This window comes from Parageobacillus galactosidasius, from assembly GCF_002217735.1.
GTDB classification, from domain to species: domain Bacteria; phylum Bacillota; class Bacilli; order Bacillales; family Anoxybacillaceae; genus Parageobacillus_B; species Parageobacillus_B toebii.
On record NZ_NDYL01000002.1, the window covers coordinates 271,069 to 295,011 of the forward strand.

The 23,943-nt window shown below is 37.6% G+C and carries 22 protein-coding genes and 5 pseudogenes; 4 read left to right on the forward strand and 23 right to left on the reverse strand.

The features are described 5' to 3' along the window. Window positions 1-205 precede the first annotated feature (205 nt). From B9L23_RS10615 to B9L23_RS10625, 3 genes are all read right to left on the reverse strand, one after another. A complete protein-coding gene (locus B9L23_RS10615; protein WP_020755374.1) occupies window positions 206-451 on the reverse strand; it encodes a hypothetical protein in 246 nt (81 codons plus the stop codon). An 87-nt stretch (window positions 452-538) separates the two neighbouring features. After that, on the reverse strand, window positions 539-1,018 hold the full coding sequence (locus B9L23_RS21050) for a hypothetical protein (protein WP_231847821.1): 480 nt from the start codon (window positions 1,016-1,018) through the stop codon (window positions 539-541). Window positions 1,019-1,303: 285 nt separating this feature from the next. Next, complete coding sequence (locus B9L23_RS10625; RefSeq protein WP_281255486.1) at window positions 1,304-1,603, reverse strand: LysR family substrate-binding domain-containing protein; 300 nt, start codon at window positions 1,601-1,603, stop codon at window positions 1,304-1,306. A gap of 249 nt (window positions 1,604-1,852) precedes the next feature. Between B9L23_RS10625 and B9L23_RS10630 the strand changes: the two genes are divergently transcribed. Then, window positions 1,853-2,575 carry an MFS transporter gene (locus B9L23_RS10630; RefSeq protein ID WP_245842392.1) on the forward strand — a complete coding sequence of 241 codons (723 nt, stop codon included), beginning with the start codon at window positions 1,853-1,855 and terminating at the stop codon, window positions 2,573-2,575. A 366-nt stretch (window positions 2,576-2,941) separates the two neighbouring features. On the opposite strand, the gene B9L23_RS10635 is transcribed toward B9L23_RS10630, so the two are convergent. After that, window positions 2,942-3,649, reverse strand: coding sequence for a hypothetical protein (locus B9L23_RS10635; protein ID WP_011231211.1), 708 nt, complete (start codon window positions 3,647-3,649; stop codon window positions 2,942-2,944). Window positions 3,650-4,037: 388 nt separating this feature from the next. Here B9L23_RS10635 and B9L23_RS10640 point away from each other — a divergent pair, with 388 nt between their 5' ends. Then, the gene (locus B9L23_RS10640) at window positions 4,038-4,661 is read left to right on the forward strand and encodes a LysE family translocator (RefSeq protein ID WP_089097624.1); all 624 of its coding nucleotides are present in this window, start codon (window positions 4,038-4,040) and stop codon (window positions 4,659-4,661) included. A gap of 145 nt (window positions 4,662-4,806) precedes the next feature. Here the strand turns inward: B9L23_RS10640 and B9L23_RS10645 are convergent, their stop codons facing one another. The 5 genes and pseudogenes from B9L23_RS10645 to B9L23_RS10670 form a co-directional block, all read right to left on the reverse strand. Next, the gene (locus B9L23_RS10645; protein ID WP_089097625.1) at window positions 4,807-5,283 is read right to left on the reverse strand and encodes a GNAT family N-acetyltransferase; all 477 of its coding nucleotides are present in this window, start codon (window positions 5,281-5,283) and stop codon (window positions 4,807-4,809) included. A gap of 342 nt (window positions 5,284-5,625) precedes the next feature. After that, window positions 5,626-5,733 (reverse strand): annotated as a pseudogene (locus tag B9L23_RS10655) (ThiJ/PfpI family protein); the annotation flags it as partial. A 168-nt stretch (window positions 5,734-5,901) separates the two neighbouring features. Then, a complete protein-coding gene (locus tag B9L23_RS10660) occupies window positions 5,902-6,627 on the reverse strand; it encodes an MOSC domain-containing protein (protein WP_089097626.1) in 726 nt (241 codons plus the stop codon). Window positions 6,628-6,717: 90 nt separating this feature from the next. After that, window positions 6,718-7,317: pseudogene (locus B9L23_RS10665) on the reverse strand (GNAT family N-acetyltransferase). A 141-nt stretch (window positions 7,318-7,458) separates the two neighbouring features. Further along, window positions 7,459-7,914: pseudogene (locus B9L23_RS10670) on the reverse strand (GNAT family N-acetyltransferase); the annotation flags it as partial. A 152-nt stretch (window positions 7,915-8,066) separates the two neighbouring features. Here B9L23_RS10670 and B9L23_RS21720 point away from each other — a divergent pair. Next, a pseudogene (locus B9L23_RS21720) lies at window positions 8,067-8,183 on the forward strand (DUF6431 domain-containing protein); the annotation flags it as partial. On the opposite strand, the gene B9L23_RS20450 reads toward B9L23_RS21720, so the two are convergent. The 12 genes and pseudogenes from B9L23_RS20450 to merR form a co-directional block, all read right to left on the reverse strand. Continuing rightward, window positions 8,178-8,915, reverse strand: a complete 738-nt coding sequence (locus tag B9L23_RS20450) for a hypothetical protein (RefSeq protein WP_169712559.1) — start codon at window positions 8,913-8,915, stop codon at window positions 8,178-8,180. The pseudogene B9L23_RS21720 and the gene B9L23_RS20450 overlap by 6 nt on opposite strands. A gap of 2 nt (window positions 8,916-8,917) precedes the next feature. Next, window positions 8,918-9,118, reverse strand: a complete 201-nt coding sequence (locus B9L23_RS10680) for a hypothetical protein (RefSeq protein ID WP_042411639.1) — start codon at window positions 9,116-9,118, stop codon at window positions 8,918-8,920. Continuing rightward, on the reverse strand, window positions 9,115-10,470 hold the full coding sequence (locus tag B9L23_RS10685; protein WP_169712560.1) for a sensor histidine kinase: 1,356 nt from the start codon (window positions 10,468-10,470) through the stop codon (window positions 9,115-9,117). The genes B9L23_RS10680 and B9L23_RS10685 overlap by 4 nt, the downstream gene beginning before the upstream one ends. 47 nt (window positions 10,471-10,517) lie before the next feature. Next, the gene (locus B9L23_RS10690; protein WP_042411642.1) at window positions 10,518-11,222 is read right to left on the reverse strand and encodes a response regulator transcription factor; all 705 of its coding nucleotides are present in this window, start codon (window positions 11,220-11,222) and stop codon (window positions 10,518-10,520) included. A gap of 82 nt (window positions 11,223-11,304) precedes the next feature. After that, a pseudogene (locus tag B9L23_RS10695) lies at window positions 11,305-11,487 on the reverse strand (cytochrome c oxidase assembly protein); the annotation flags it as partial. A 232-nt stretch (window positions 11,488-11,719) separates the two neighbouring features. Continuing rightward, complete coding sequence (locus B9L23_RS21725; RefSeq protein WP_425439790.1) at window positions 11,720-11,863, reverse strand: hypothetical protein; 144 nt, start codon at window positions 11,861-11,863, stop codon at window positions 11,720-11,722. 593 nt (window positions 11,864-12,456) lie between these two features. Then, window positions 12,457-12,660, reverse strand: a complete 204-nt coding sequence (gene copZ / locus B9L23_RS10700) for a copper chaperone CopZ (RefSeq protein WP_042411645.1) — start codon at window positions 12,658-12,660, stop codon at window positions 12,457-12,459. 31 nt (window positions 12,661-12,691) lie between these two features. Further along, a complete protein-coding gene (locus B9L23_RS10705; protein WP_042411647.1) occupies window positions 12,692-15,088 on the reverse strand; it encodes a heavy metal translocating P-type ATPase in 2,397 nt (798 codons plus the stop codon). A gap of 16 nt (window positions 15,089-15,104) precedes the next feature. Then, the gene (locus B9L23_RS10710; protein WP_042411649.1) at window positions 15,105-15,416 is read right to left on the reverse strand and encodes a metal-sensing transcriptional repressor; all 312 of its coding nucleotides are present in this window, start codon (window positions 15,414-15,416) and stop codon (window positions 15,105-15,107) included. A 468-nt stretch (window positions 15,417-15,884) separates the two neighbouring features. Further along, entirely contained in the window at window positions 15,885-16,802 is a 918-nt protein-coding gene (locus B9L23_RS10715) for a hypothetical protein (RefSeq protein ID WP_063389316.1), read from the reverse strand. A 320-nt stretch (window positions 16,803-17,122) separates the two neighbouring features. Beyond that, complete coding sequence (gene merA / locus B9L23_RS10725; protein ID WP_089098306.1) at window positions 17,123-18,772, reverse strand: mercury(II) reductase; 1,650 nt, start codon at window positions 18,770-18,772, stop codon at window positions 17,123-17,125. A 349-nt stretch (window positions 18,773-19,121) separates the two neighbouring features. Next, the gene (gene merR / locus B9L23_RS10730; protein WP_089097628.1) at window positions 19,122-19,520 is read right to left on the reverse strand and encodes a mercury resistance transcriptional regulator MerR; all 399 of its coding nucleotides are present in this window, start codon (window positions 19,518-19,520) and stop codon (window positions 19,122-19,124) included. 454 nt (window positions 19,521-19,974) lie between these two features. Between merR and B9L23_RS10740 the strand changes: the two genes are divergently transcribed. Further along, window positions 19,975-21,143, forward strand: a protein-coding gene (locus tag B9L23_RS10740) for an IS3 family transposase (protein ID WP_281255487.1) whose coding sequence is annotated in 2 segments (ribosomal slippage) — window positions 19,975-20,230 and window positions 20,230-21,143 — 1,170 coding nt in all. Because the reading frame shifts where the segments join, the coding sequence is not laid out codon by codon here. A gap of 311 nt (window positions 21,144-21,454) precedes the next feature. On the opposite strand, the gene B9L23_RS10745 is transcribed toward B9L23_RS10740, so the two are convergent. Both B9L23_RS10745 and B9L23_RS10750 read right to left on the reverse strand, forming a co-directional pair. Beyond that, a complete protein-coding gene (locus B9L23_RS10745) occupies window positions 21,455-22,153 on the reverse strand; it encodes a hypothetical protein (RefSeq protein ID WP_089098307.1) in 699 nt (232 codons plus the stop codon). Window positions 22,154-22,242: 89 nt separating this feature from the next. Further along, the gene (locus B9L23_RS10750; RefSeq protein WP_089097629.1) at window positions 22,243-23,640 is read right to left on the reverse strand and encodes an alkaline phosphatase; all 1,398 of its coding nucleotides are present in this window, start codon (window positions 23,638-23,640) and stop codon (window positions 22,243-22,245) included. Between the last annotated feature and the right edge of the window lie 303 nt (window positions 23,641-23,943).

The window sequence follows — 23,943 nt, forward strand, 5'->3', positions numbered from 1 at the left end:
CTTATAATATTTAAGACTTAATTTAAAATTTAAGCTCTGTTAAACAATAATGTTGATAATTTAGCAAATAAAAAAGAACCCATTGCTTATCAAGACCTAAATTATAAAAAGCCTTAAAAAATAAAGGAACGTACATATTAGTCATGTATAATATGTATGCTCTTTTTATCTTTTACTAAACTAAACACCCGTTAGTTCAAGAAGTTTACTTTTGAAAATCTGCTATATTCCAATTCATTTTAGGATTAACTGTATCCATAAACTTCTTAATTTGTTCTTCACTTAAATCTTTTTCACCAGTCGAATTTTTCGCATATGATACAAGTTCCCAAGTTTCATCATAAGGTTTCTTCGGTGCTTTCCACCTAATGCTAAATGTATAATCAACGCCATCAATCTTTACTTTCATAATCAATATATCGCCAAGAAGTATAAACTTACTCATTTCCATTTTTATATGCCACCTACTTTTGTGTATTTACAGGAGAAAAAGAAAGATTGCAACTACGGGCAGAATCTTTGAATAAGAATATTTTTTTTATGGTTCACTAATCCCCATTGCCAATAGCAAAAGAAAAGCAATGGCCAAAACCGCTCCATTTCCTATCAAGCTGATAATTGGCAGAAAGAAACGTTTCGTCATCAACCACGAGAACACAGCGAATAAAATACCAATAATTGATAAGATGCCATAAATTGTGATCACGAAATAAACATCAGCATCTGGACCTCTTTCAACATAGAAAATAATGATACTTATGATTACAGGAAACAAAGACGTGACACCTAATATATTTCCTACTTTTTTCTTGTCTAACACTATTACCCCCACCTTTTTGTTGATAATAACTTTTTGAATCATAGCCACCCATGCTGCATTTCGCGGCACTACAGATGATGGAAGTTCATTCGTTCTTCCATGAGAGACAACCATGCCGCATCTATACGGCACCATCAGAAGAATGAAAATATTAAGAATGATGTCTCTTTTTGATTCCTTTTGTGGCAGAAGTATCAATTCTTTTTTACCTTACTGTTTCTTTCTCAATGTGTGTTAACTTTGATTTAAGATAAGTTCTTGTTCCTCTACATTATTTAACTCTCTTCTAGGAATTATATAGGCACTTACTGAGCTAAAGATAGAAATTATATTTGTCCTCTTTGAAATTTTTGATGCCAGATCAGTCTTTTCATGTTTATACAATTATTTGGACTTAAAATGGAACTCAAACTCTGTATGGTTCACCAATGAGTTCTCGCTTTACTCATGTTGGTGTCCCCCACATTTAACGGTTTGCTTGACCTAAAAGAGATCATTCCAATCATGCTGGTTAAAGAGTGGAATGACAGATTTTTTCATTAGATCAATAAACGCATGTACAGTTGGTGATAGATTGTCACTTTTCCAAGCAAGGGCCGTCGTAGTGGTAAATGGATTATTCTGAATGTCACGATAAACAACTTTATTTTTGAATACATATTGCATCGAAGCTGGTACAAGAGCTACGCCCATTCCTGCTGAAACAAGAGAGATGACAGTAGGTAATTCTTGTGTTTCTTGTACTACCTTTGGATAGAATCCTGCCTGATAACAACCATTCATCACTGTATCATAATACCAAAATGTAATTCTTCAGCCACTGTTATGAAATATTTCAAATGACGTAGTTCCAACGCGTTGCCTCTCCTTTTTAAACTTATTAATACTTATTATATATTAATATGATTATAAATATATATTAGATTAATATTAGATTAATATATATTAGACATATTACAGTAGGTTTTGTAAAGTGGAAATAGGACGCTGGGCGGTATGAGTACGGGAACGGTCGTAGGGGTTCCACTTGGATTGATCATTGCTGAACATCTAGATTGGCACGCAACTCTCTGGTTCATCACCGCACTAGGTCTTATCGCCATGATAGGAATTGTCATATGGTTTCCAAGTTTTCCAGTTTCGGCGCCACCATCACTACGTCAACGTGTTGCCATGATGACCAATGGACGGGTGGCAGCAATTGTTGGCATCACTTTTATGACCAGCATTGCCAGCTTGGGTCTCTATACATATATCGCAACCATTTTGGATAATCTGGCAGACATTCCTATCGTTACACCTTATCTTTGGGCATGGGGCATTGGTGGCGTAGTCGGGAGCTTTTCCATTGGCACTTTAATTGACCGAATGGGGCGACCAGACTTGCTTATGGCTGGCATTTTAGCCATAATGGCTTTAGCCATGTTCAGCTTACCATTAGTACTTTCATTTTCGATACTATCATTCCTTCCTTTCATTCTATGGGGGGCGATGGGTTGGGCCTCGCAAGCTCCGCAACAACATGAACTACTTCGCTTACAACCTGATCACGGCGCAGCTGTCGTTGCGTTAAACAGTTCCGCTAATTATTTAGGTAGTGCGATAGGTTCCACACTTGGGGGGATGGTGATGCTAGCCGGATTGGCACCTTCCCGACTTCCGTTTGCTGCCGGTTGTCTAATATTAGTGACCTTATTGGGACAATGGAGGATTGTGTCATCAAAAGAAAGCGCGGGCAAGCGAGAAAAAACATGAAAAATCAAATGAAATAAAGACTATCTCGAAATTTGACAAAAACATAATATGGATCACCTTTATACTCAATCGGTGTCAAAAATAAACAATGAAATTTCGCTGAGACTTGGATATACAAAAGAAACCCCTAGTGGGTCTTTTCAGGATTGCTGGGAGTTTCTTTCTTAATGAAAGGCTACCCTGAAAATAAACGGTATACAAAGATATGAACCTGATAGTATGGACGAAACAGCTTATTTTAATGCATCGTTGTACCAAAAAATTAGCATGAGTGTCTCTGTCAATGTTTAATGTTGATTTTGTAAAGTATAAAACTGAGGGTGTCCCAAAAGCAATCCCTTTCAGGACACCCCCTTTTAGTTATTTTCACCTCATAATTTTTAACATAGTATTGGTGTTCTTTTGAAATTCATAAGGAACTTTAATTTCTTCTGTAATCCATCCTAAATTGCGTATATCACGGATTAGTTCATCCAAGTATTTATATCTCTCACAAGCAAAGTTAGTTGTAGGAAAAATCCTTATTTCATCTTTGGTTACACGCATAAGTTCTTTTATAGTCTGTAAATGAAATTCATAGTCCAGTTTATCTTCATAAAGAAATAGAAAATTTGCTGAAAGTGTCAAGTCAAACTGCTTATCATCAAACGGTAAGGTCGGTAAAACGGCAGGAATATAACGATTCTTATTCCGTTTCATGTCTGAGATACATTGATTCATTGCTTGTGTTCTTATCTGTTTTAACTCATCAACTGATTTAAAATAATCCCACAAAAAATTTTTTTGAATATCAGCCCTTTCCATGTTAGACATGGTGGTTTCAATATCTTGTAAACCTTTTTGCTCTAATTGTTTAATAGGAAGATAATAAGCAATATCACATGCTGTAACATCCATTCCAAGTTGATTGGATACTGCCGTAAAGGAACATGCCCCAGCAGGGCAATCAAGAATCTTACGCCCCACTAAATCTTCTTTGGTAAGGCCAAACATTCGCATGTATTCATCCCAAGTCCTACCAATAAAGACAATGTGATTTAGATCCCACTTGTTAACTGACTCAACTTTACTCATCTTCACTCACCTTTCTTAACTAATCTGAACCAAGCTCTGTAAATAATATACCAAATATACATAATTTAGCACACATAAAATGGCTCTTTGATTAAAAACATTAATCTTGTGTTATACCAAACGATCTTCACCATAGATTAACAAGAAAATCAACATCATTCCTCAACAGAACCTTTAAAGAAGGAGAAATTGCCCCTCACATGTTAACAAATGCGGATGCGCCTATGCATGCTTGATAGCGATGTTTAATTCCGATAAACACCAATTTATATTTTTTATCGCCCATTAAGAAGGAATGAAGCGGTTTCCCTCGAAATAAATCAGGAAGACAAATGAAGGAAAAGGAAGCAAAGAATGGTGTCCATTCCATCCAAGAGAGGTGTTGTAAATGGATTTTGCACTAACCATGTCTTTTTTAGGAGTGGCGATATTGCTGACGTTAATGCCCGGACCAGATATTTTGTTTGTGATTGCTCAAAGCATTTCACAGAACAAAAAAGCGGGAATCGCCACGGCACTGGGACTTTGTTCAGGTCTTATTGTACATATCACGGCTGCAACGCTTGGGATTTCCACAATCATTTATCAATCCGCTCTGGCTTTTACCGTCATAAAATATACGGGTGCGGCGTATTTGCTGTATTTATCATGGCAATCATTCAAGGAAAAAGAAACAGGCTTTGCTTTTAACCATAACAAGCCTTTAAAGTATCTATCATTGTATAAAAAAGGAATTCTCATGAATCTGCTTAATCCAAAAGTATCTTTGTTCTTTTTGGCATTGTTGCCTCAATTTGTGAATAAATCGATGGGACACATTACGTTGCAGATGTTTATTTTGGGGATTATTTTTCTGGTTCAGGCTTTAGTGATTTTTATCGCTGTCAGCGTGTTTTCAGAGAAACTGCGCCATGTCCTGCTTACCAATTCGTTCATAGCGAAGCGAATGAACATTGTAAAAGGTTTGTTATTAGGGCTGATTGGTATACAGATTGCGTTTAGTGAAAAGTGAAATCATTAGAGTGTTATCTTTTAATAAATGTCTCTGTTCAATTTCAATGTTGATTTTTAGACCACAGAAAAAGACCGAAATCAATCGGTCTTTTTTTGTATGTCCTGTTCAACTATCGCCAACCGTTAGTTGAACAAGCTCATCATTAAATTAACCTCTTCACAAATAAAACTCTATCTTGATTTGGTCCATCATAATCAGTATATACAGAAACTCCGTCTACTTTTTTATCTCCGTTTTTTTCAATTTCAAATCCCATTTTCGTATGAAATGCAATGGAAACTTTGTTCACTGGTGAAGTTACACAACGGACGATATTCCGACCATTCTTTTTAACAATATTAAAAAATTCATTGTAAAGCCGTTTTCCGATACCGTGTTTCCTATAATCTGGATGAACCCCAACGAAGTGTATATATGCTTCTTCTGGATATGTTTGGGATAGAAAACCTATCAAAAATCCAACGATTTTTCCATCTTTTTCGGCAATGAAACTTGTATTTTTAAAATGGTCGAAGAATAATTTTGGCAACTTATCAGACATTTGTCTTCCGCCCCACCACTCATTGATTAGTGGAGATATTACATAGTAGTCTGACCCTTTCACTGAACGAATTTCCATCTTAATCCCCCTTCATTTGTAAAAGTATGACTATCATAAAGGCAAATTTAGTACTATTCTTCAACTAACTCGTTAGCCAACCATGAAGCAAGCTTCTCCACAGATGATGGAAGTTAATTCTTTCTTTCATGGAAGTTGAACAAGAACATTTTTTATATTTTCTCATCTTGCAAAAAAGCTTGTAGAATTTTTCCTCAAACTTTTAAAGTCATTGCCACTATTCAACTACAGAACCCCATTAGCGGAATAAACATACTTTCACAAAAGATGACTAAATCCACTTTTCCATGAATATTAATTCATTCGTTTTAAAACCCAATTTTTCATAAAATCCTTGAACTTTACAATTTTGACGGTCCATTCAGGTTCTTTAACACGATTTAATAAATCCCAAGGCAAAAACACATCAATATCGGTAAAATCATCAAAAGCTACAATTGCAATTTCCATTAAATATCCTCCCCAAAATCTTAGCCCTTTTACTTAATATACTCTTCTTCAATCTGTCCTGTTATCCAGCCATAAAGCGAGCTTCCCCACAGATTATGCAAGAAGTTCTATCCTTCCACGGGAGCTTAGTAGAGTTGACATTTGGTTTGATGATGATTTAGCAAAATATCATTCAAGAAGAAAGACTTCATCGCCTACATGAACTTCACCTGTTTTTATAACAGAAGCATAAACGCCAAAATGATTATTTCTTTGTTGTACAAGAGTTTTAAGCAAAGACGAATCTTGTTCTGCATTATCAGGATTAACAGTAATAATCATACACCGTTCACAATGTCTTTTTAATTGAATCTCCACTTCTCGTCCTATTTTAATCCTTCTGCCAAACCACGTTTCTTCAATAAATGGGACTTTCTCTTTTAATGATATAAGTAAATTAGGGCGAAAACGTTGATAATTGACCTCTTTTCCCCATATTTCTTTTAATTTAAGCAAAGAAGCATCCGTTACCAATTGAATGTGTTCTTCTTCAATTGCCCCTAAAGGTACATAAGAGGGAGTATATTTTACAAGAGAAACTTTCCGTTTCGATTTGTTTTCTATTTCTCTAATTAGGTCTTCATCCCCCCAATCAACAACCTTACCTTCAGGTGTCGTTATTTCGACTCCGGGGTATTCTTCCATTAACTCTTCCCCAACAAATCTTGCTTTATATCGAACCATTTCTGGGAATTGTGTTATTGTTAAAAACTTCCCTGATCTTGTTTCATCTAAAAAAGCATGACTACGGTCGCCATACAAACCATATTCCATTACTTTAGTTTTTTGTACACGCTCTCCATGGAAAGATTTCACAGGGTAACGGACAATTTCCTTGATATGGCCGATTAACATTTCATTCTCTCCTTAAATTAATTTTTGTCTACCAAAATTATACAAAAATCTACTCATTCATCACTTCCGTGGCACCACAGATGATAGAAGTTAACTTGTTCTTCCATGGGGGGTGAATAAAGGATTATTCTTTTTAAACTCATCCCATTCCTCACGAAGAATACCCATCCGAATCGAATCATAGTATTCGCCATTATAGTAGCGGCATTTTCTCATTCTCCCTTCTAATCGCATTCCCAATTTTCCCGCGCATCTGATCATTCGTGGATTTCCAGACCAAGTTGTAAGCCCTACTCTCTCGATGGTTAGATTTTCAAAGAGATAGTCAATCCATAAAGATAATGCTTCCGTTCCAAATCCACCATTCCAATGCTCAGGAGAATAGATGACGATTCCCATTTCAAGCCATCGTGTACGCTTATCCTCCCAATAATAGCTAACCATACCTATAATTTGACCTTGATGTTCAATAATCATTTGACTTGGTACATCCGTAACATTCATTCTTTCTTCCATTCTCTTAGAAAACTTTTCAAAGGTACAAAATTCAAGCGGATAATAAGGAGCATCATACTTTTTCTATTCTGGATTCTCCACACCATATATCAGATTATATAGAATTGGCAAATCATCCTGCGTTGGTGTCCGAAGAGATATTCTTTTTCCTGTCAGCGACACCTTTTGTAACATATATCCCCCCTATCTTACAGAATTCAACAATCCATGCTATTATCCCTTTTCTAAAAGGCTCTATTATCGTTAATGGTTGATTTTCGACCAAATGAAAAAGCCACCTTATGATGTAAGGTAGCGTTTTTGTACATATTTTATTTAACTATCGCACCATTCGTTCAATAACTCTTCGTTACTTTCTTTAACTCCCGAGTATATATAATGGTTCTTACCGAAAATAAATACTTCTTTTTCCTTAGTAAAACCAATCTTCTCTGCCACACGAATGGATGGAACATTTCTTGGATCAATAATACTGATCAGCTTACTTAAACCCAATGTATCAAACGCATATTCCTTGCACGCTTTGGCAGCTTCTGTTGCGAACCCCTGTGACCAATATTGTTTATTAATGTGGTATCCAATCTCCACTTCTATATTGTCATTTATTTTTTGTTTAACAAGACCACAATCACCGATCAATTCATTCGTTTCCTTCAAACAAACAGCCCATAATCCATAACCATCATTCCGATATCTATCTTGATTTCGTTTAATCCAGTCTTGGGTTTGCTGAATGCTAAAAGGGGCCGGATAAAACTTCATGGTCTCTGGTGTAAATTATCACTTTATTTCGGAACAAAAGAGCCATTTTTTTGCACATTCCTTCAGAAAGCCCTCTCCCCTTTTCTGAAAGAATGTGCTAAATTTTTTGTGAATTATTTCGGAAGAGAAAATCCATCGGTTCATAGGAGGGGGAGGAGGACGTGATTCAATTTCATGACTTTGGCATTGACGTCCAAACGTATGCAGAGCGTGGAAAAGAAAACGACTTCCCTCTTCTGAAAAAGTGTCCGCATTGCCGGGCCAAGCGCCCGTTACATGCCAATCGAAAAGAGTTGCGGGAATCGATTGTTTCGTTCTTGGAGCATCTCACTCAATTTCCAGAAAAAGTGCTCCAACGCATTGGACAGATAGTTATGTCGGAAAATTAATCTGAATCTATATAAATCAAGCGTTTGTAGGTTTTTCCCCATATCTGTACTTTTCACTACACCGAATGGATTTTTCATAGAAGAACCCGGAGCTGGATGTCCACTGCTGTAAAACCCGTTATCAACCATAGAGAATCCCATATAATCATGTTTTTCTCCTTCTGGAATTTTCCACTTACCGTTTTTATAGACCTTCAATCCATCATGCGCCGGTACATAAATTTCAGTCCCATCATTCGTAAAACCTAACCCGTGAATATGCATAAAATCAATGTCCTCTTCTTCTCCTGTCCCATTTGTTAATGCAAATACTCCAGAAACAGCTAAGGCTAGTAAAGCTAAAACTGATACCCATCGGCTTAATTTTAACCATCTTTGCAGCTTGTCCCGTTTTAAGCGTCCTTCTTGTTTTTTCACATTAACAGTTTTTAATTGATTTCTGATTAGGAAAAATAAAATGATTCCTAACCCCAACAAAATCGACGACACAATAAAGCTATAATTTAACAAAGTAGCGGTCAACATCTCCCGTTGGTGTTCTTCTTCAGTACCATGCGCGAATACACCAACCGGAATCATAAATAATGCTGAGATCAAAAAAGTAAAAAGTTTTAACTTCAATCCTATTCTCCCCTTTTCTTATAAAGTAAAAGATAGAAAATTCCCGCAAGAAGAATGGGAACTCCCATCCATAGACAAATTTGAACAAACGTTTTCATATATACCCTTAATTCCGGCCGGAACATGAACGAACCGGACATCGTCAAACATAACAATCCAGCCATGATCAACAAAACAGGCACAATGATTTCAAATTTTTTCATTGGGCATCCCCCTTATAAATCGGGAATGTAAGTTCAAAGCTTGTCCCTCTTCCCACTTCACTACTTACATGTATAGTCCCATTTTGCAGTTTCACAAGTTGTTTGACGATTGCCAGTCCAAGCCCGGTACCCCCGAATTCTCTTGATCTTGATTTTTCCACACGATAAAATCGTTCAAATAAAAATGGAAGATCTTCTTTCGGTATCCCTATCCCCGTATCTTCAATCAAAATCTTTACTTTGTCTTGATCATAAGACAATTCTATTTTTATAAACCCTTTTTCTGTATAACGAATGGCGTTTTCGATTAAATTAATGACAATTTGCTCCATTCTTAAACCATCCGCATAAATACTCGGCAATTGATAAATTTTATGAAAATATAACTGTAACCCTTTCTCCTTTGCTTTCACTTTTGTTTTTAATACGGCATTTTCAATCACTTCAATCAGATCAATTTCCTCCAAATGTAATGGTAACTTTCCTTCCTCCATCTTTGCCAGTTCAAACAAGTCATTGACTAGCTTGGACATTCTATTGGCTTCTTGCTCGATAATTTGTATATACATTTCTTTTTCATCCTCTGTTTGATACTGTTGGTTTTTTAATGCTCTCGCATACCCTTCTAAATACGTAAGAGGAGTTCGCAATTCATGGGAAATGTTTGCAAAAAATTCCCGCTGGTTTGACCGGTACCTGTATAATTCAACGGCTAAATCATTAATCGCCTTGGCTAGGGAGCCAATTTCGTCTTTTGTTTCAACCAAAACTTTTGTATTTAAATCACCTTCAGCCATTTTGCGGGTTGCTCTTTCCATTTCTAAAAGTGGATTGGCTAACTTGCGTGATACAATAAAGGTAAAGCCAAGGGCTAAAAGAATGGCACCAATGCCAGCCCAAACAATTAAATTCCTTATTAGATGAATTGATTGATGTATCTCATCGATGGAAGCCAATACAAAAATTCCGCCGATAAAGCGATTTTGTGCAAAAATAGGTCTTCCAACGCTTAGAAAACGTTTATCTAAGATTTCATCGTAATATTCCTTTTCAATGACGGAATTTCTCCTTAAAAGAGAAATGTCATTTGCATCGATTCTTTCTCCTTTCGATAAGCTTGGGATCCCAGAGTTTGCAACAACGATACCTTGTTCGTCTACGATTACAATTTCCTGATCTATCATATCGGCAAGTAATTCAAACATACGGAGGATATTTTTATCCTCTAACGATGTGATGGAATTCGCATAACGATTGGATAAATCGTAAATTTGATCTTTCATTTTACTGTAATAAAAGCCAGAAAATATTTCATTGATAATAAAACCAAGTGGAAGCAAAATGGTTAACACAATGACTAGAATACTTGCCCCTAATTTTACAACGATACTATTCCATTTCATTGGTCTTCTTCAGGAGCTTGGAATTTATAGCCCATTCCCCAAACCGTTTTAATCGGATTAAAGGAAAGCCCGTTTTTTCTAAACTTTTCCCTTATATTTTTCACATGGGTATCAACTGTACGAATATCTAAAACGTCATGAACTCCCCATACCCGATCTAGTAACATATCCCTTGTAAATATCGTTTTTGGGTTTAACACTAATAGCAAGAGAATATCAAATTCTTTTGGTGTCAATTCTAATGGACGATCGTTTACAAAAACTTGTCTTTCATTTTGATCGATTTTTAAATCTGCAATCTTAATGATTCCTTCCGTTTGAATAGGATTGGAAGAAGCAGCTGAACGTCTTATTAGTGCTTTAACCCTTGCCACTAATTCTTCGGGTTCAAAAGGCTTTACAAGATAATCATCGGCTCCAACATCAAATCCTTGTACTTTATCTTTTACATCACCACGTGCCGTAAGCATAAGGATGGGCACTTGACTCATTTCCCTTATCTTTTTGCATACCTCCCATCCATCCATATCGGGCATCATGATGTCTAAAATCACTACGTCGATTCTTCCTTTTGTCAATAAGGTTAATGCTTCTTGTCCACTTGCCGCTTCAGTTAAGTGAAAATATGGAGAAAGATTGATTTTTAGTAAATGCCTCATGTTCCATTCATCATCAACGATTAATACTCTTTCTTTCTTCATCCTTATATCACAATCCCTGTTATAATTTGTTAATAAATGATCCGGTCAATTGTTTGTCCTTTAACCTCTCATTTTTTCAGTTAAAGAAAACACATTCAATCATCGTCCCATATACGATTTCTTGAACCACTTTCATGATAACTCCACCTGCTTGTTGATCCACAAGCGGTGAAAGTGTTTTAAACAATTGTGGTGCGTCGTAATAGACGGTATAAAACGGTTCATTCGCAAAAATAATTAAGGCACAAGCTGTAGTCAGTAACATTCCTGATGTAAAATATAGTAAATTTTTTGGATATTTGATAAACAATCTAATTCCTTAGTGACCGGAATTAAAGGGATCCACATGAACAATGCGGAGATGGTTAATATAATATGGGTTAAGTTATGCAAGATATTATGTGAAACGATTGTATTAAATATGAGATTGTATTAAATATGAATGGGACTTGATAAAACGAAAACAACACATTAAATAAAAGTAACGGGATCAACGGTTATTTTAAAAAATTGATCCATTTGTATCTTAATCCTAAATGAAGAATTGATACCATCATTCGATTTGGCAAACCTAACAGCAGTAAAGGTGGTAAAACTATATAAATTAACAATTGTTCCAACATATGAGCGCAAAAAATGATCTCCTAAGTAATGTAAAAGGCTATCCCCAACAAAAACGCAAATAAAACTGGTATTCCTTCGAAACGATGAGCCGTATCATAAAAGGCTGACTCAAAATATTAATAATTTGATTAAAGAAGTCGTACACCTTCTATCACTATTTTTCGTTGATTTTTACAATGATTAATCTTATTAAAAAATTTTGAAGAAAATATGGAGATAGATGCTGATATTATATTCTTTTGTGTGTATACATTTCTTTGCTACCGATTGTATCCTCAACAAACGCTTTATGAACTTGTTGAAAATCTTAAAATATAGAAATAGTTAGACAAAAAACGAAAGTACAAACAACATAAATCTTTATTCAAGGATTCTTCACAACTCTTCTCTTCGATTTCGCAACATTCGAACACGTACTTTCGACTACCATCTTGATTCCACAAAGAAAAAATCTACATTCCATAGGAAATTTCGAATTTTAAAGCCCGGTGGAGAAGTTCATATAGCAGATTTGGTATAAGCAATTAAGTTGCCCTTCCCACACTATAAAAAAGACCCCCTCCAATTCTACTTGGAGGGGATCATATCAGGGAGTATAAATCCATGTATGTTACTTCACATCGTAACCTTGCTCTTCAATCGCTTCTTTGAGTTTTTCTACACTTACCTTTGTTTCATCATAATCTACATCCACAGTGCCTTCTTGTAAATGTACTTCTACATTTCTTACCCCGTCTAACTTTTTAAGAGCGTTTGTCACCGCCATTTTGCAGTGTCCGCAAGTCATTCCTTCTACTTGTAATGTAATCGCCATTTTTTATTCCTCCTTCATTTATTTTCATTTTTTATATTTTCACGCGTTTCAAACGAAGCGCGTTGGTCACAACTGATACAGAACTGAATGCCATTGCCGCTCCGGCAATCCAAGGCTCCAATAATCCAGCAGCGGCTACAGGAATGCCAATGGTATTATAGAACAAAGCCCAGAACAGGTTTTGTCGAATGTTTTTCATTGTTTTACGGCTTAACTCAATCGCTCTCGGGATATGAGCTAAATCTCCGCCGACCAAGGTAACATCGGCCGTTTCGATGGCGACATCCGCTCCTGTGCCGATGGCCATGCCAATATCCGCTTTCGCAAGAGCTGGAGCGTCATTAATTCCATCACCGACCATCGCCACTCGTTTTCCTTGTTTTTGCAGTTCTTCAACGATATTCGCTTTTTCTTCAGGAAGTACTTCTGCATAGACGCGATCCACATCCACTTGCTTTGCAATGGCTTCCGCTGTACGTTTGTTGTCTCCCGTTACCATGTACACTTCGATACCCATTTGTTTTAATGTTTGAATAGCTTCTTTGGAGCTTTCTTTTACCGTATCCGCGACAGCGATGATGCCGGCAAGCTGCCCATCAATGGCAACTAGCATGGCAGTTTTTCCTTGTTTTTCAAGTTCTATCATTTTATCTTCATGCATGGCAATCTCTACAGAGCGTTCCTTCATAAGTTTTCGCGTTCCAACAAGGACATTTTTGCCATCAATGACAGCTTCAATTCCATGACCGGTAATGGCGGAGAAATGCTCCAGTGGCTTAACCAAAATCGATCGTTTCTTCCCATATTCCACAATGGCATGAGCCAACGGATGTTCCGAAGCACTCTCGGCAGAAACGGCATAATCGAGCATGTCTTCACGGAACTTAAGTACATCGGTTACTTCTGGTTTTCCTTTTGTCACTGTTCCTGTTTTATCCAGTAATACTGCATTGATTTTATGCGTTCCCTCTAGGTACTCACCTCCTTTAAAGAGGATCCCCTTTTCTGCACCTTTGCCTGTACCGACCATAATGGATGTCGGTGTGGCAAGACCAAGCGCACAAGGACACGCAATGACAAGAACCGCGATGGCCACCTCAAGCGCCTTCGGTAAGTCGCCTGGCGCCACAAAGAAGTACCATGTAATGAATGCAATGACAGCAATTCCTACAACAATTGGTACGAAAATACCTGAAATGACATCAGCCATACGCTGAATAGGCGCTTTCGAGCCTTGTGCCTCTTCTACGATTTTAATGATATTGGCAAGTGCGGTATCTTTCCCAACCTTTTCTGCCCGAATGGTGAGTACACCATTTTTATTAATGGTTGCTCCGATGACAGAATCGCCTTCCTTCTTATCAACCGGAATGGATTCACCGGTAATCATTGATTCATCCACGGAGGATACTCCGGCGATGACCGTTCCGTCTACCGGGATTTTTTCTCCCGGCTTGACGAGAATGGTATCACCAATCACTACTTCCTCGAGCGGAACTTTTATTTCTTCCCCATCGCGGATGACAGTAGCTTCTTTTGCCTGCAGGCTCAACAGTTTAGAGATGGCTTCTGTTGTTCTTCCTTTCGCTACTGATTCAAAGTATTTTCCGACAAGTACAAGCGTAATCAGCACAGCACTCGTTTCAAAATACAATCTTGGCATATATTCGGGATTTCCTAATGTTTTGAAAGCTTCGTACAAGCTGTAAAAGTAAGCTGCCGATGTTCCAAGCGCCACTAGTACATCCATGTTCGCACTCTTGTTTCGTAATGCCCGGTACGCCCCTACATAGAAGGGACCGCCGATGTAGAACTGAACGGGTGTAGCCAAAAGAAGCTGGAACCACGGATTCATCAACATGTGCGGCATCGGTAAGCCTATATCAAACGGCATATGAGCAATCATCGTATAAAGCAAAGGCAGTGATAAGATAATAGAAATGGCAAGCTGCCGTTGTTTTTGTTTAAGCAGCTCTTCTCTCCGCCCCACATGATCTTGTTCTTCGTTTCGTATCTGCCCCTTGTACCCAAGCTTTTTGATTTTCTCTAAAATATCTTCTACAGATGCAATGCCTTCATTGTATTCTACAACGGCACTGTTTGTCGCCAAGTTTACAGTAGCGCTCGTAACACCTTCCATACGATTTAACCCTTTTTCAATCCGTGTCGCACATGCCGCGCATGTCATCCCTTCAATATCTAGCGTCACTTTTTCTGTCGCGACACCATACCCCAAATTCTCAATTTTCGTTTGGATATCGGCTACACTTTGTTTCGATGGATCATATTTAATCGTTGCTTTTTCCATGGCTAAATTGACATTGGCTTCTACTCCATCCATCTTGTTCAACGCTTTCTCTATACGATTGGAGCAAGCGGCGCATGTCATGCCGGTCACTCTAAGTGTAACGAGCTTTTGCTCACTCATAAAGCATTCCTCTCCTTTACTTTGAGAATTGCTTAATCACATCCATCAATTCCCGGATGGATTCTTCTCCGCTGCCTTCGCGGATCGCCTTGGAAACGCAATGATTGGCATGGCGTTCCAGCAAATTCAACCCGACTTTGTTTAACGCAGCTTGAATCGCGGAAATTTGCACTAAAATATCAATACAGTACCGATTGTCCTCGACCATCTTTTGTACCCCGCGTACTTGCCCTTCAATACGCTTCAAGCGCTTGACGATGCTTTCGATCTCTTCTTCGGTTCGCGGAACCATTTTGGCATTTATATTGTCATCTTCATATTGATTCATTGCTACCACCTCATTTGTTTATAACAGTTGTCTTCGAATACATTATACCGGTATTGGGTATAAAATGCAAATGATATCTTACTTAATGTATGATTTTCTATGTGTAATTTTTTATTCCTATTTTGAATCAGAGTAACGTACATCTATTCAATTATTTTCTGTTTAAATCTGTATCGATACAAAAGGAACTCGTTCTTTAAAGTAACGGGTTCTGTACAAAATAACAGTCAAATTATCAACATAAATTACAATTATTTTTTATTGAATAATTTTTGATTAAATTTATATAAATTCAATAGGTTTTAACGCTAATAGAAAGGCTATCGGTGGTTTTCCGTTCCGATAGCCTAAAACATGACGTTTAACTTTATAACCTAGTCACCAAATCTTTTTATGCGGATAAACGAGATGCCTACGAAGAATAGAAAATAGGTCCTCTCTTCGAGTACATGAATTCTTTTATCTCCTTTACATTTGCATTACCTTTCTACTTCGCTTCATCTCCATCTTTTTATATGCTAACACCGAAGTAAACAAGAATACACATGTAATCAACGAACCTAGCGGCAACATGGCTACGATATGATCAGGAAAGACAAACGGGAGCAGTGGAAAGGCGTACACAGCCGGGACACGGATGCCAACAATACGTAACAGAATAAGCATTAAAATCATATCTAACAGGGTGACCAATATCCACGAATCAATAGCAAAGTACAACAGCGTTCCGACAGTCGCAGATATGGTCAATACAAGCCCTTGTTTAAAAGCCATTTTTCCGTTGTACATCGGCTTCTGAAGTGACTCATACACAACAACGAGAATCGGCGGGATCACTGCCAGTGGGTAGCCAGCGAGCCAGCATAAACCCATCCACACGAAAATCAGCACTAAGAATACCAGCATGTACTTGTACTGTATCTTCACTTTCTTTTCAAGTCCTTTATTCAATCCAAATTTGAGAACTCCAAGCATCAATATAAAGGTAAAAATAAAAACGGATATAATAAATGACCATTCATTTGCATTTGTCACCACTGGCAGTAAGCCCGTTGCAATGGACGGTCCCAAATTTGATTGAATGATACGTAAAAAGAGCATTAAAAGTATAAGGGTAAGGCTTACTTTTCCTAAATAAGAAATGTGTAGTTGATTCACTGCGAAACCGATCACTGCCGTGATGGACGGCGCAAGAAAAATTTTCGATGGTTGCCTGATCCATCCTGCTTCTCGGTACACCCACATGGCAATCGCCATTGCCGCAACTTCCGGCAAAATAATTTCGTGATCTTTCAACATCACCGAAGCCGTAATCATCGCGATAATGAATGTAATGCTAATGATATATGAAATCATCGTTACTTTCTTTGAAACAGTTGAATCCATGTTTATATACTCCTTTTGTTCATATGATTTCCATCATACTGTTTCGATTCTAATAGAAATCGACAATGATGCTAATGAAAATGTTTTAATTTGGAGTGTTTATCAAGTAAACGTCTCTCCAATCAGTTGGAGAGCTTCTGTTCCCATAAAAAATTCCCTTCCAATTTTCCATCTTCCCTCCTTGTCCTTGATTGGGGAATTTGATGGTACATTCTATTCTAACCAAGGAATCGGTTCGTATCTCTTTTTCTGCTTCATTGTAAATTTGCTCAAGTACAGTTAGAATAATCAAAAATCCTATATGTTTATGAAAAGGAGCTTTAACTAGCACAACAAGATAATTTTTTAACATCTTTATCAAATGTTAAGGCAACCAATTTCAATCCCTCTGCCATCGTTAAATATGGTGCAAGGCATTCCCGCAAATCTTCCACCGTTAGACCAAATTTTACAGCTAATGTAGCTGCATAAATCACATCACCAGCATTTTCGGCAACAATATGAACACCTAGCACTTTTAATGTTTTTGCATCAGCAACAAGTTTAAATACACCTGTCGTTTCGCGATTCACAAGCGCTCTTGGAACTGCATCAAGTGGTAAAACAGAAGTTCTCACCTCGTATCCTCTTTCTTTAGCTTGCTCCTCAGTTAATCCTACCGTAGCAATCGATGGACTAGTAAATATAACAGCCGGAACAGTATCAAGATTTACTTTTCTCTCCAAGCCACCGATTGCATTATCGGCAGCAATTCCACCTTGGTATGCAGCAACATAAACAAATTGCGGTCCCATTGTTACATCTCCGGCAGCATAAATTCTAGGATTGGAGGTTCGTAAATAGTCATCAACTTTAACTTCACCGCGAGAACCCACTTCTACGTTTGCAGCTTGAAGATTTAGTGCTTCCGTATTTGACTTGCGCCCCGTAGCTACAAGTAGCTGCTCAGCTTCAATGATTTTCTTTTCACCATGAACAGTAACATGAATTTGTTTCATATCTCCATTCTGTTCTACACGCTCAAATGTAGCACCGGTAATAACATGAATGCCTTGTTCTGTTAATGCTTTTTCTACAGCTTCTGAAATTTCAGGATCATATTCTTTAAGAATTCTTTGGCTACGCTGCATTAACGTTACTTCCACTCCTAAATGGTGAAAGAGCTGACCTAACTCCAATCCGATGTATCCTGAACCAATAACAGCAAGACTTTTTGGCAGTTCTTTAAGCTCTAACAAAGAAGTGCTTGTTAAGTAGTCAACATCTTTTAATCCCGGAATATTAGGAATCAATGGGGAAGCTCCTGTTGCGATTAAAAAGCGTTTAGCTGTTATTTTATTCCCGTTTACTTCTATTGTTTTTTCATTGACAAATTTTGCTTCTCCCTGTATTAGTTCAAACCCATATTCATCAATTAAATCAACATACTTTTGCTGACGTAATTCTCTCACCAGTTCATCTTTTTGTTCCATTAGTTTTTTCAAATCTACCGAACCAGCTGAAGTATTTAAACCAAGGAATGGATTGTTTTTTGCTAAATGATTGATTTCTCCAGAACGTAGCAGTGTTTTTGATGGAACACATCCAATGTTTACACAAGTCCCACCGATGGTACCACGCTCAATCATCGCCACTTTTGCCCCATATTCCACTGCTTTAATAGCAGCAGAAAAAGCTCCTCCCCCAGAACCAATGACAATAAAGTCATAATCATAATCACCTTCATCATCACCAACAACGGAGCTTTTTTGTTGATGAATAACTTCAGCTTCACCTGCCTTATAATTAACCTTATTCACAGCTTCTTTGGCTTTCTCGATACCTATATGTTCTGGCAATTCGAAAACAGCTTCTCCACGGCGAAAATTTACATCTACATTTTTAGCTCCTATGCTGTTTAGAGCTGTTTCAACGTGCCTTTCACACCCAGTACATGTCATACCTTCCACTTGTAAACGATATTTACGAATTGACAAATGAAACACCTCCTATTGTTTAACACCATATCCTAATTCTAAGACGGTATTTTTTTAAGTTTTTACATCTGTTTTTGAAGCATCAAACACAACTTTAGCTGTTCCTTGGGAACCTTCTGTAATGGTTACTTCCACTGTTTTTACACCTTCTACACGTTCAAGAGCACTTTTGACAACACAGGACAACTTGAACAATCCATTTCAGTAATGGTAAAGGTAGCACTTTTAGTATTATTTCCATTCGCTGTAGTTTCTACATTATTTTCGTTACTACAAGTCGTAATAATGTAACAAGTGTTCCGATCACTATAAATGTCTTATTTTTCATTGATATCTCATTTCTTTAATCATCAATCAGAGATTCAATAATTGGACATTCATGTAGTTGCTCTTCATTCGGACAGCTTTCTTTTAATTTATTCAACATATTTTCGATACGCTTTAAATCTTTAATTCGTTGTTGAACCTCACCTATTTTTTGAGAAACAAAGCTATACATATCCGCACATCGAACCTCATCCTTATCAACAACACCAAGTAATTTATGAATTTCACTTAGAGAAAACCCTAGTTCCTGCATACGTTTAATAAAACCTATACGCTTCACAGTCTCTTCCGAGTACAATCGATATCCCGATTTTGTTCGTGAAGGTTCTTTGATCAAGCCTTTTCTCTCGTAATATCTAATGGTTTCTTTATTAACGTTACATTTGTCAGCAAGTTCACCAATACGATATTTCACCTTATCACCCCTAGATAAAGTATAAACCCTGTACCATAGTACAGGGTCAAATGAATTTCGAAGTTTTTATAGCTTATTAAAATCTACTCTTGTTAATTTATGAAGAAGTTTAAAGAACTTTTTTGTCACTCATTACTTTTGTCTATTAGCATATTCAACTTGCAGATTTAACAACATTGATTTAAGCCTAATAAGACGAATTGAACGCCTTCTCCCGTTTCTTCCGCATCGAATGTAACTCCTTCGATGATAGAAGCCACTTTCTTATCCATTGCTACCCGAATACCATTAATAATCTCCAACCGATCTGTGGTTTGCAGAATAAAGACAAACTCCTTCTTTACCGTGTTTCTTTAAAATATCTTGTAGTGCCCTTGTGATGTTAGTCTAGATTATAGACACGACGAATAAAGAAAATGTATAGTAAATCTATCAAACATGAGGAGTGTCTATAATGACAAGACGTTTTGATAAAGAATTCAAAGTACACGCAGTTAAATTAGTGCTAGAGGAAGGGAAAGCAGTCGCTGAAACAGCTAGACAACTGGATATTTCACCAAAAACCCTTCATAAATGGGTGGCGGATTATAAAAATGATGCGGAACATAGCTTTATCGGAAGCGGGAACCTCAAACCAGAAGATCGCGAAAAGCGTGAACTGCAAAAACGCATTCGTGACTTAGAGGAGGAAAACGCCATCTTAAAAAAGGCCATGAGCATCTTCGCCAAAAACCAGAAGTCATTGATGAATTCATTCATACGCATCGAAAGGAGTTTCGTGTGGCGAAGATGTGTGAAGTCCTAGGCGTTTCAAGAAGTGGGTACTATGCATGGATCAAACGACCAGAAAGCCAACAAAAGCAAAGACGTGAAACGTTGAAAAAACAAATCAAAAAGATTCATATCGAGTCAAGAGAAACGTATGGCAGTCCAAAAATCACAAAAATCCTTCAGAAACAAGGAGTGAAGGTCTCTCAGAAAACCGTCGCAAGAATCATGAAAGACGATGACATTCGTTCCAAAACGAAGAAAAAATATAAGGCCACCACGAATTCGAAGCATCATTTGCCTGTGTATCCCAACTTATTACATCAGCAGTTTGAAGTGGATAAGCCGAACAAAGTATGGGTGGCGGATATCACCTATATTTGGACGAAAGAAGGCTGGCTGTATTTAGCTTCGGTCATGGATTCGTTTTCTCGTAAAATCGTTGGCTGGTATCTTTCCGAGCGAATGACAAAGGAGTTAGTGATCAAAGCATTAAACCGAGCCATCAACCAGAGAAAGCCTCAACCAGGTCTGATTCACCATTCCGATCAAGGGAGCCAATATGCATCGAACGAGTATCAAGCCATTTTACGACAGCATGGAATGCAAACCAGCATGAGTCGAAAAGGAAACTATTATGATAACGCATGTGCGGAATCGTTTCACAGCATCATCAAAAAGGAACTGATTTTCCACGAGACCTTTACAACAAGGGAAGAGGCCAAACATCGGATTTTTGAATATATTGAGTGTTTTTATAACTCTCAGCGAATTCATTCCGCTAACGAGTACATGTCTCCGATGGCATCTGAGAAGCTGCATCAACACGGCAAAAAACAATCCTTCTCTGAATGAAGTCGCGATTGGTGGTTTCTTAATCCTCTTGATAAGGGGAAGGGTTTACCAACCGTTCTCCTTATCAAGAGGTCACCAAACGAAGTGTGGTAGTAGGGGTTAAAATGTTTCTCCATTTTATGTGTCTATTTTCTTAACATAATACCAACTTTAGTTCTGTCTTCAAAAAGGGACAGTTGCAAACTTTCCTCATCCATTTATTTGACCCATACCTTTAGATAGAATACGCCAGCAAGGTTGGCTTCAGCACGAAAGCCCTAAAAACGATAAATAGCATGTCATATCGTTGTAGCTGGTAGAGCAGAACTCATTTAAAATTCCAATCTTATTTCTTTTGCTTTACTGATGATTTTCTTGTTTGGGTCAACAACGTCGCTCGTAATAATTTTCACCCATTGTACATCCTCCCCGTTCGGCTCTTTGAGAATAAACCCTAGATTACCTTGTTTCTTGCCGTTTCCTTCAATTTCCCCATGTAAGTTCTCAAGATAAATATCTTTTTCCCAATCAAATTTCTCACCTGTGCTTGATTCAAATAAAGCTACCGGCGCGAAATTTACTTTCTGTGAAGATGTATTTTTAATCTCCACGAATACTTTGATAAAGTCGAACTGTTCCTCATGTGTTAAGGCGTGAAAATAATCAATAAGGCTGTAATCAGGAACTAAATGGATCACTTTCACGTCTTTAACTGTAAGTTGAATTGGCCCAACATTGTATGTCTTGTTTACGACTTTCATTTTCTTTAAAGTAGCTTCTCCCTTTTCATCTGCATAATAATCACCTGATTTTTGTAAATCCCGGTCATCTGTTACCTGCGGGTTTGAAATATATTCGTTTGTCTTTTTTGTCAGCTTATCTTGTTTTGTATCTTTGGTCGACTTATCATTTAGTTCGTTTTTTGTTTGCTGTTGAGTACCTGAATCAGGAGCCTTGTTTTCGTTATATATATGTTGGCGGCATCCGACAAACAAAGTCATCATACTTATAAGAAAAAATAGTTTTTTCATCATTTGAACCTCCATATGCACGTCAAAAAATTTCCCGTTGCTTGAGCGAGCAACGGGATGTTTGTTCTTTTTCCATGTTTTTTTGATCACTACTTATCTTCAATGACAATTTTTTGTTTTCCTTTTCTAAAAATATCAAAGATGATTTTGGCATGATCCGTGTTCTCTATTTGCCCAACGAAACGTTCACTTCCCGGACCGTATGCATAAACAGGAACGTCTTCCCCGGTATGGGCGCTTGTTGTCCAGCCAGTATGTGAACGCTTGTCAAAAATATGTTCGATCGCATCATCCACTCTTTTTACACCTTTATCCTTGTCCGCTTTCCCTTGTTCAGCGGCATCTTTCACAGATTGTATTTCTTCAGCCGTCAATTCCAAATCGATATACTTTTTCAACGTCTCTTCAACATCGGCGCCATTGGCAATCTCTTGGGCCATAAAGTCAGGCGTGCGTTTTGCCGCTTTAATTGGTGCACCGAACCAATTATAAATGCCGTCTGCTCCAATGGAGTAACCACCGGTAGAGTGGTCAGCTGTAGCGATAACAAGCGTATGCTTGTCCTTTTTTGCAAACTCTATAGCCGCTTTGAATGCTTTTTCAAAATCCTCCATTTCACTCATCGCAGAAACAATATCATTATCGTGTCCAGCCCAGTCAATCTGGCTTCCTTCCACCATCAAGAAGAAACCATCTTTATCTTTGCTTAAACGCTTAATCGCAGATTTTGTCATTTCTTCAAGGGAAGGAATGTCTTCCGTTCGGTCGATCATTTTCGGAAGTCCTCTTGGCGCAAACAAACCAAGAACTTGTTCGTTTTGATCTTTTAATAATTCGTTGCGATTTGTCACATAGCTGTATCCGTCTTTTTTGAATTCTTCGACAAGATTACGATCCTCACGGATAAATAGATCGGTTCCTCCGCCCAGCAAAACATCGACTTTATGCTCGCCATTGATTAATTCATCATAGTAGTCATTGGCAATAGCATTCATATTTTTACGGTGTTCATCATGAGCACCGAATGATGCAGGAGTTGCGTGTGTAATTTCAGAAGTGGCTACAAGACCAGTTGCTTTACCTGCTGCTTTTGCAGCTTCGAGTACGGTTTTTACTTCTGAACCATCATTATCCACAGCAATGGCTGCATTATATGTTTTGATTCCAGCTGCCATCGCTGTCGCAGCGGAAGCAGAATCAGTTATATTTTCTGCAGGGTCTTCAGGATAAGTCATCTGTTGACCGACAAGATATTTGTCAAACTCTGTTTGCTCAACGAATTTCGTGTTTGGGTCGTCTTTTAAGTAACGATATGCGGAAGTATAAGATACACCCATTCCGTCACCAATCATAAAAATGATATTTTTTACTTTTTCATGATCATGACCTTTCTTTTCTTTTGCATCTGTTTCTGTGACGCTTCCTAATAAACTTCCTAAAGCTATGGTAGAAACAACTGCCAAGGGTAAGATTTTTTTTCTGAACAATTTTAAACCCTCCTCAAAAATTTTCAAGAACAATTGTATTGGGGAAATGTTAAGTCTTGTTTAATCGAGTTTAATAATTGTGTAAAAAAATAATAATAGGAATTTTGAATTAAAAAAGGATTTCTTTTACTTGAATTAGCCCTTTCATAATAAAACATCGCAGCCTCATGTTTCTTCCTCTTATGTTTAAACATCATTCAATGAAATTTTACTATTATATAAGCGAGCGTCGAGCGTCTACGGCTAACCAAATGCGAAGGTGTCTTTCGTGAGGTAGAATCTGGAGGAAGCTTGTAGACACTA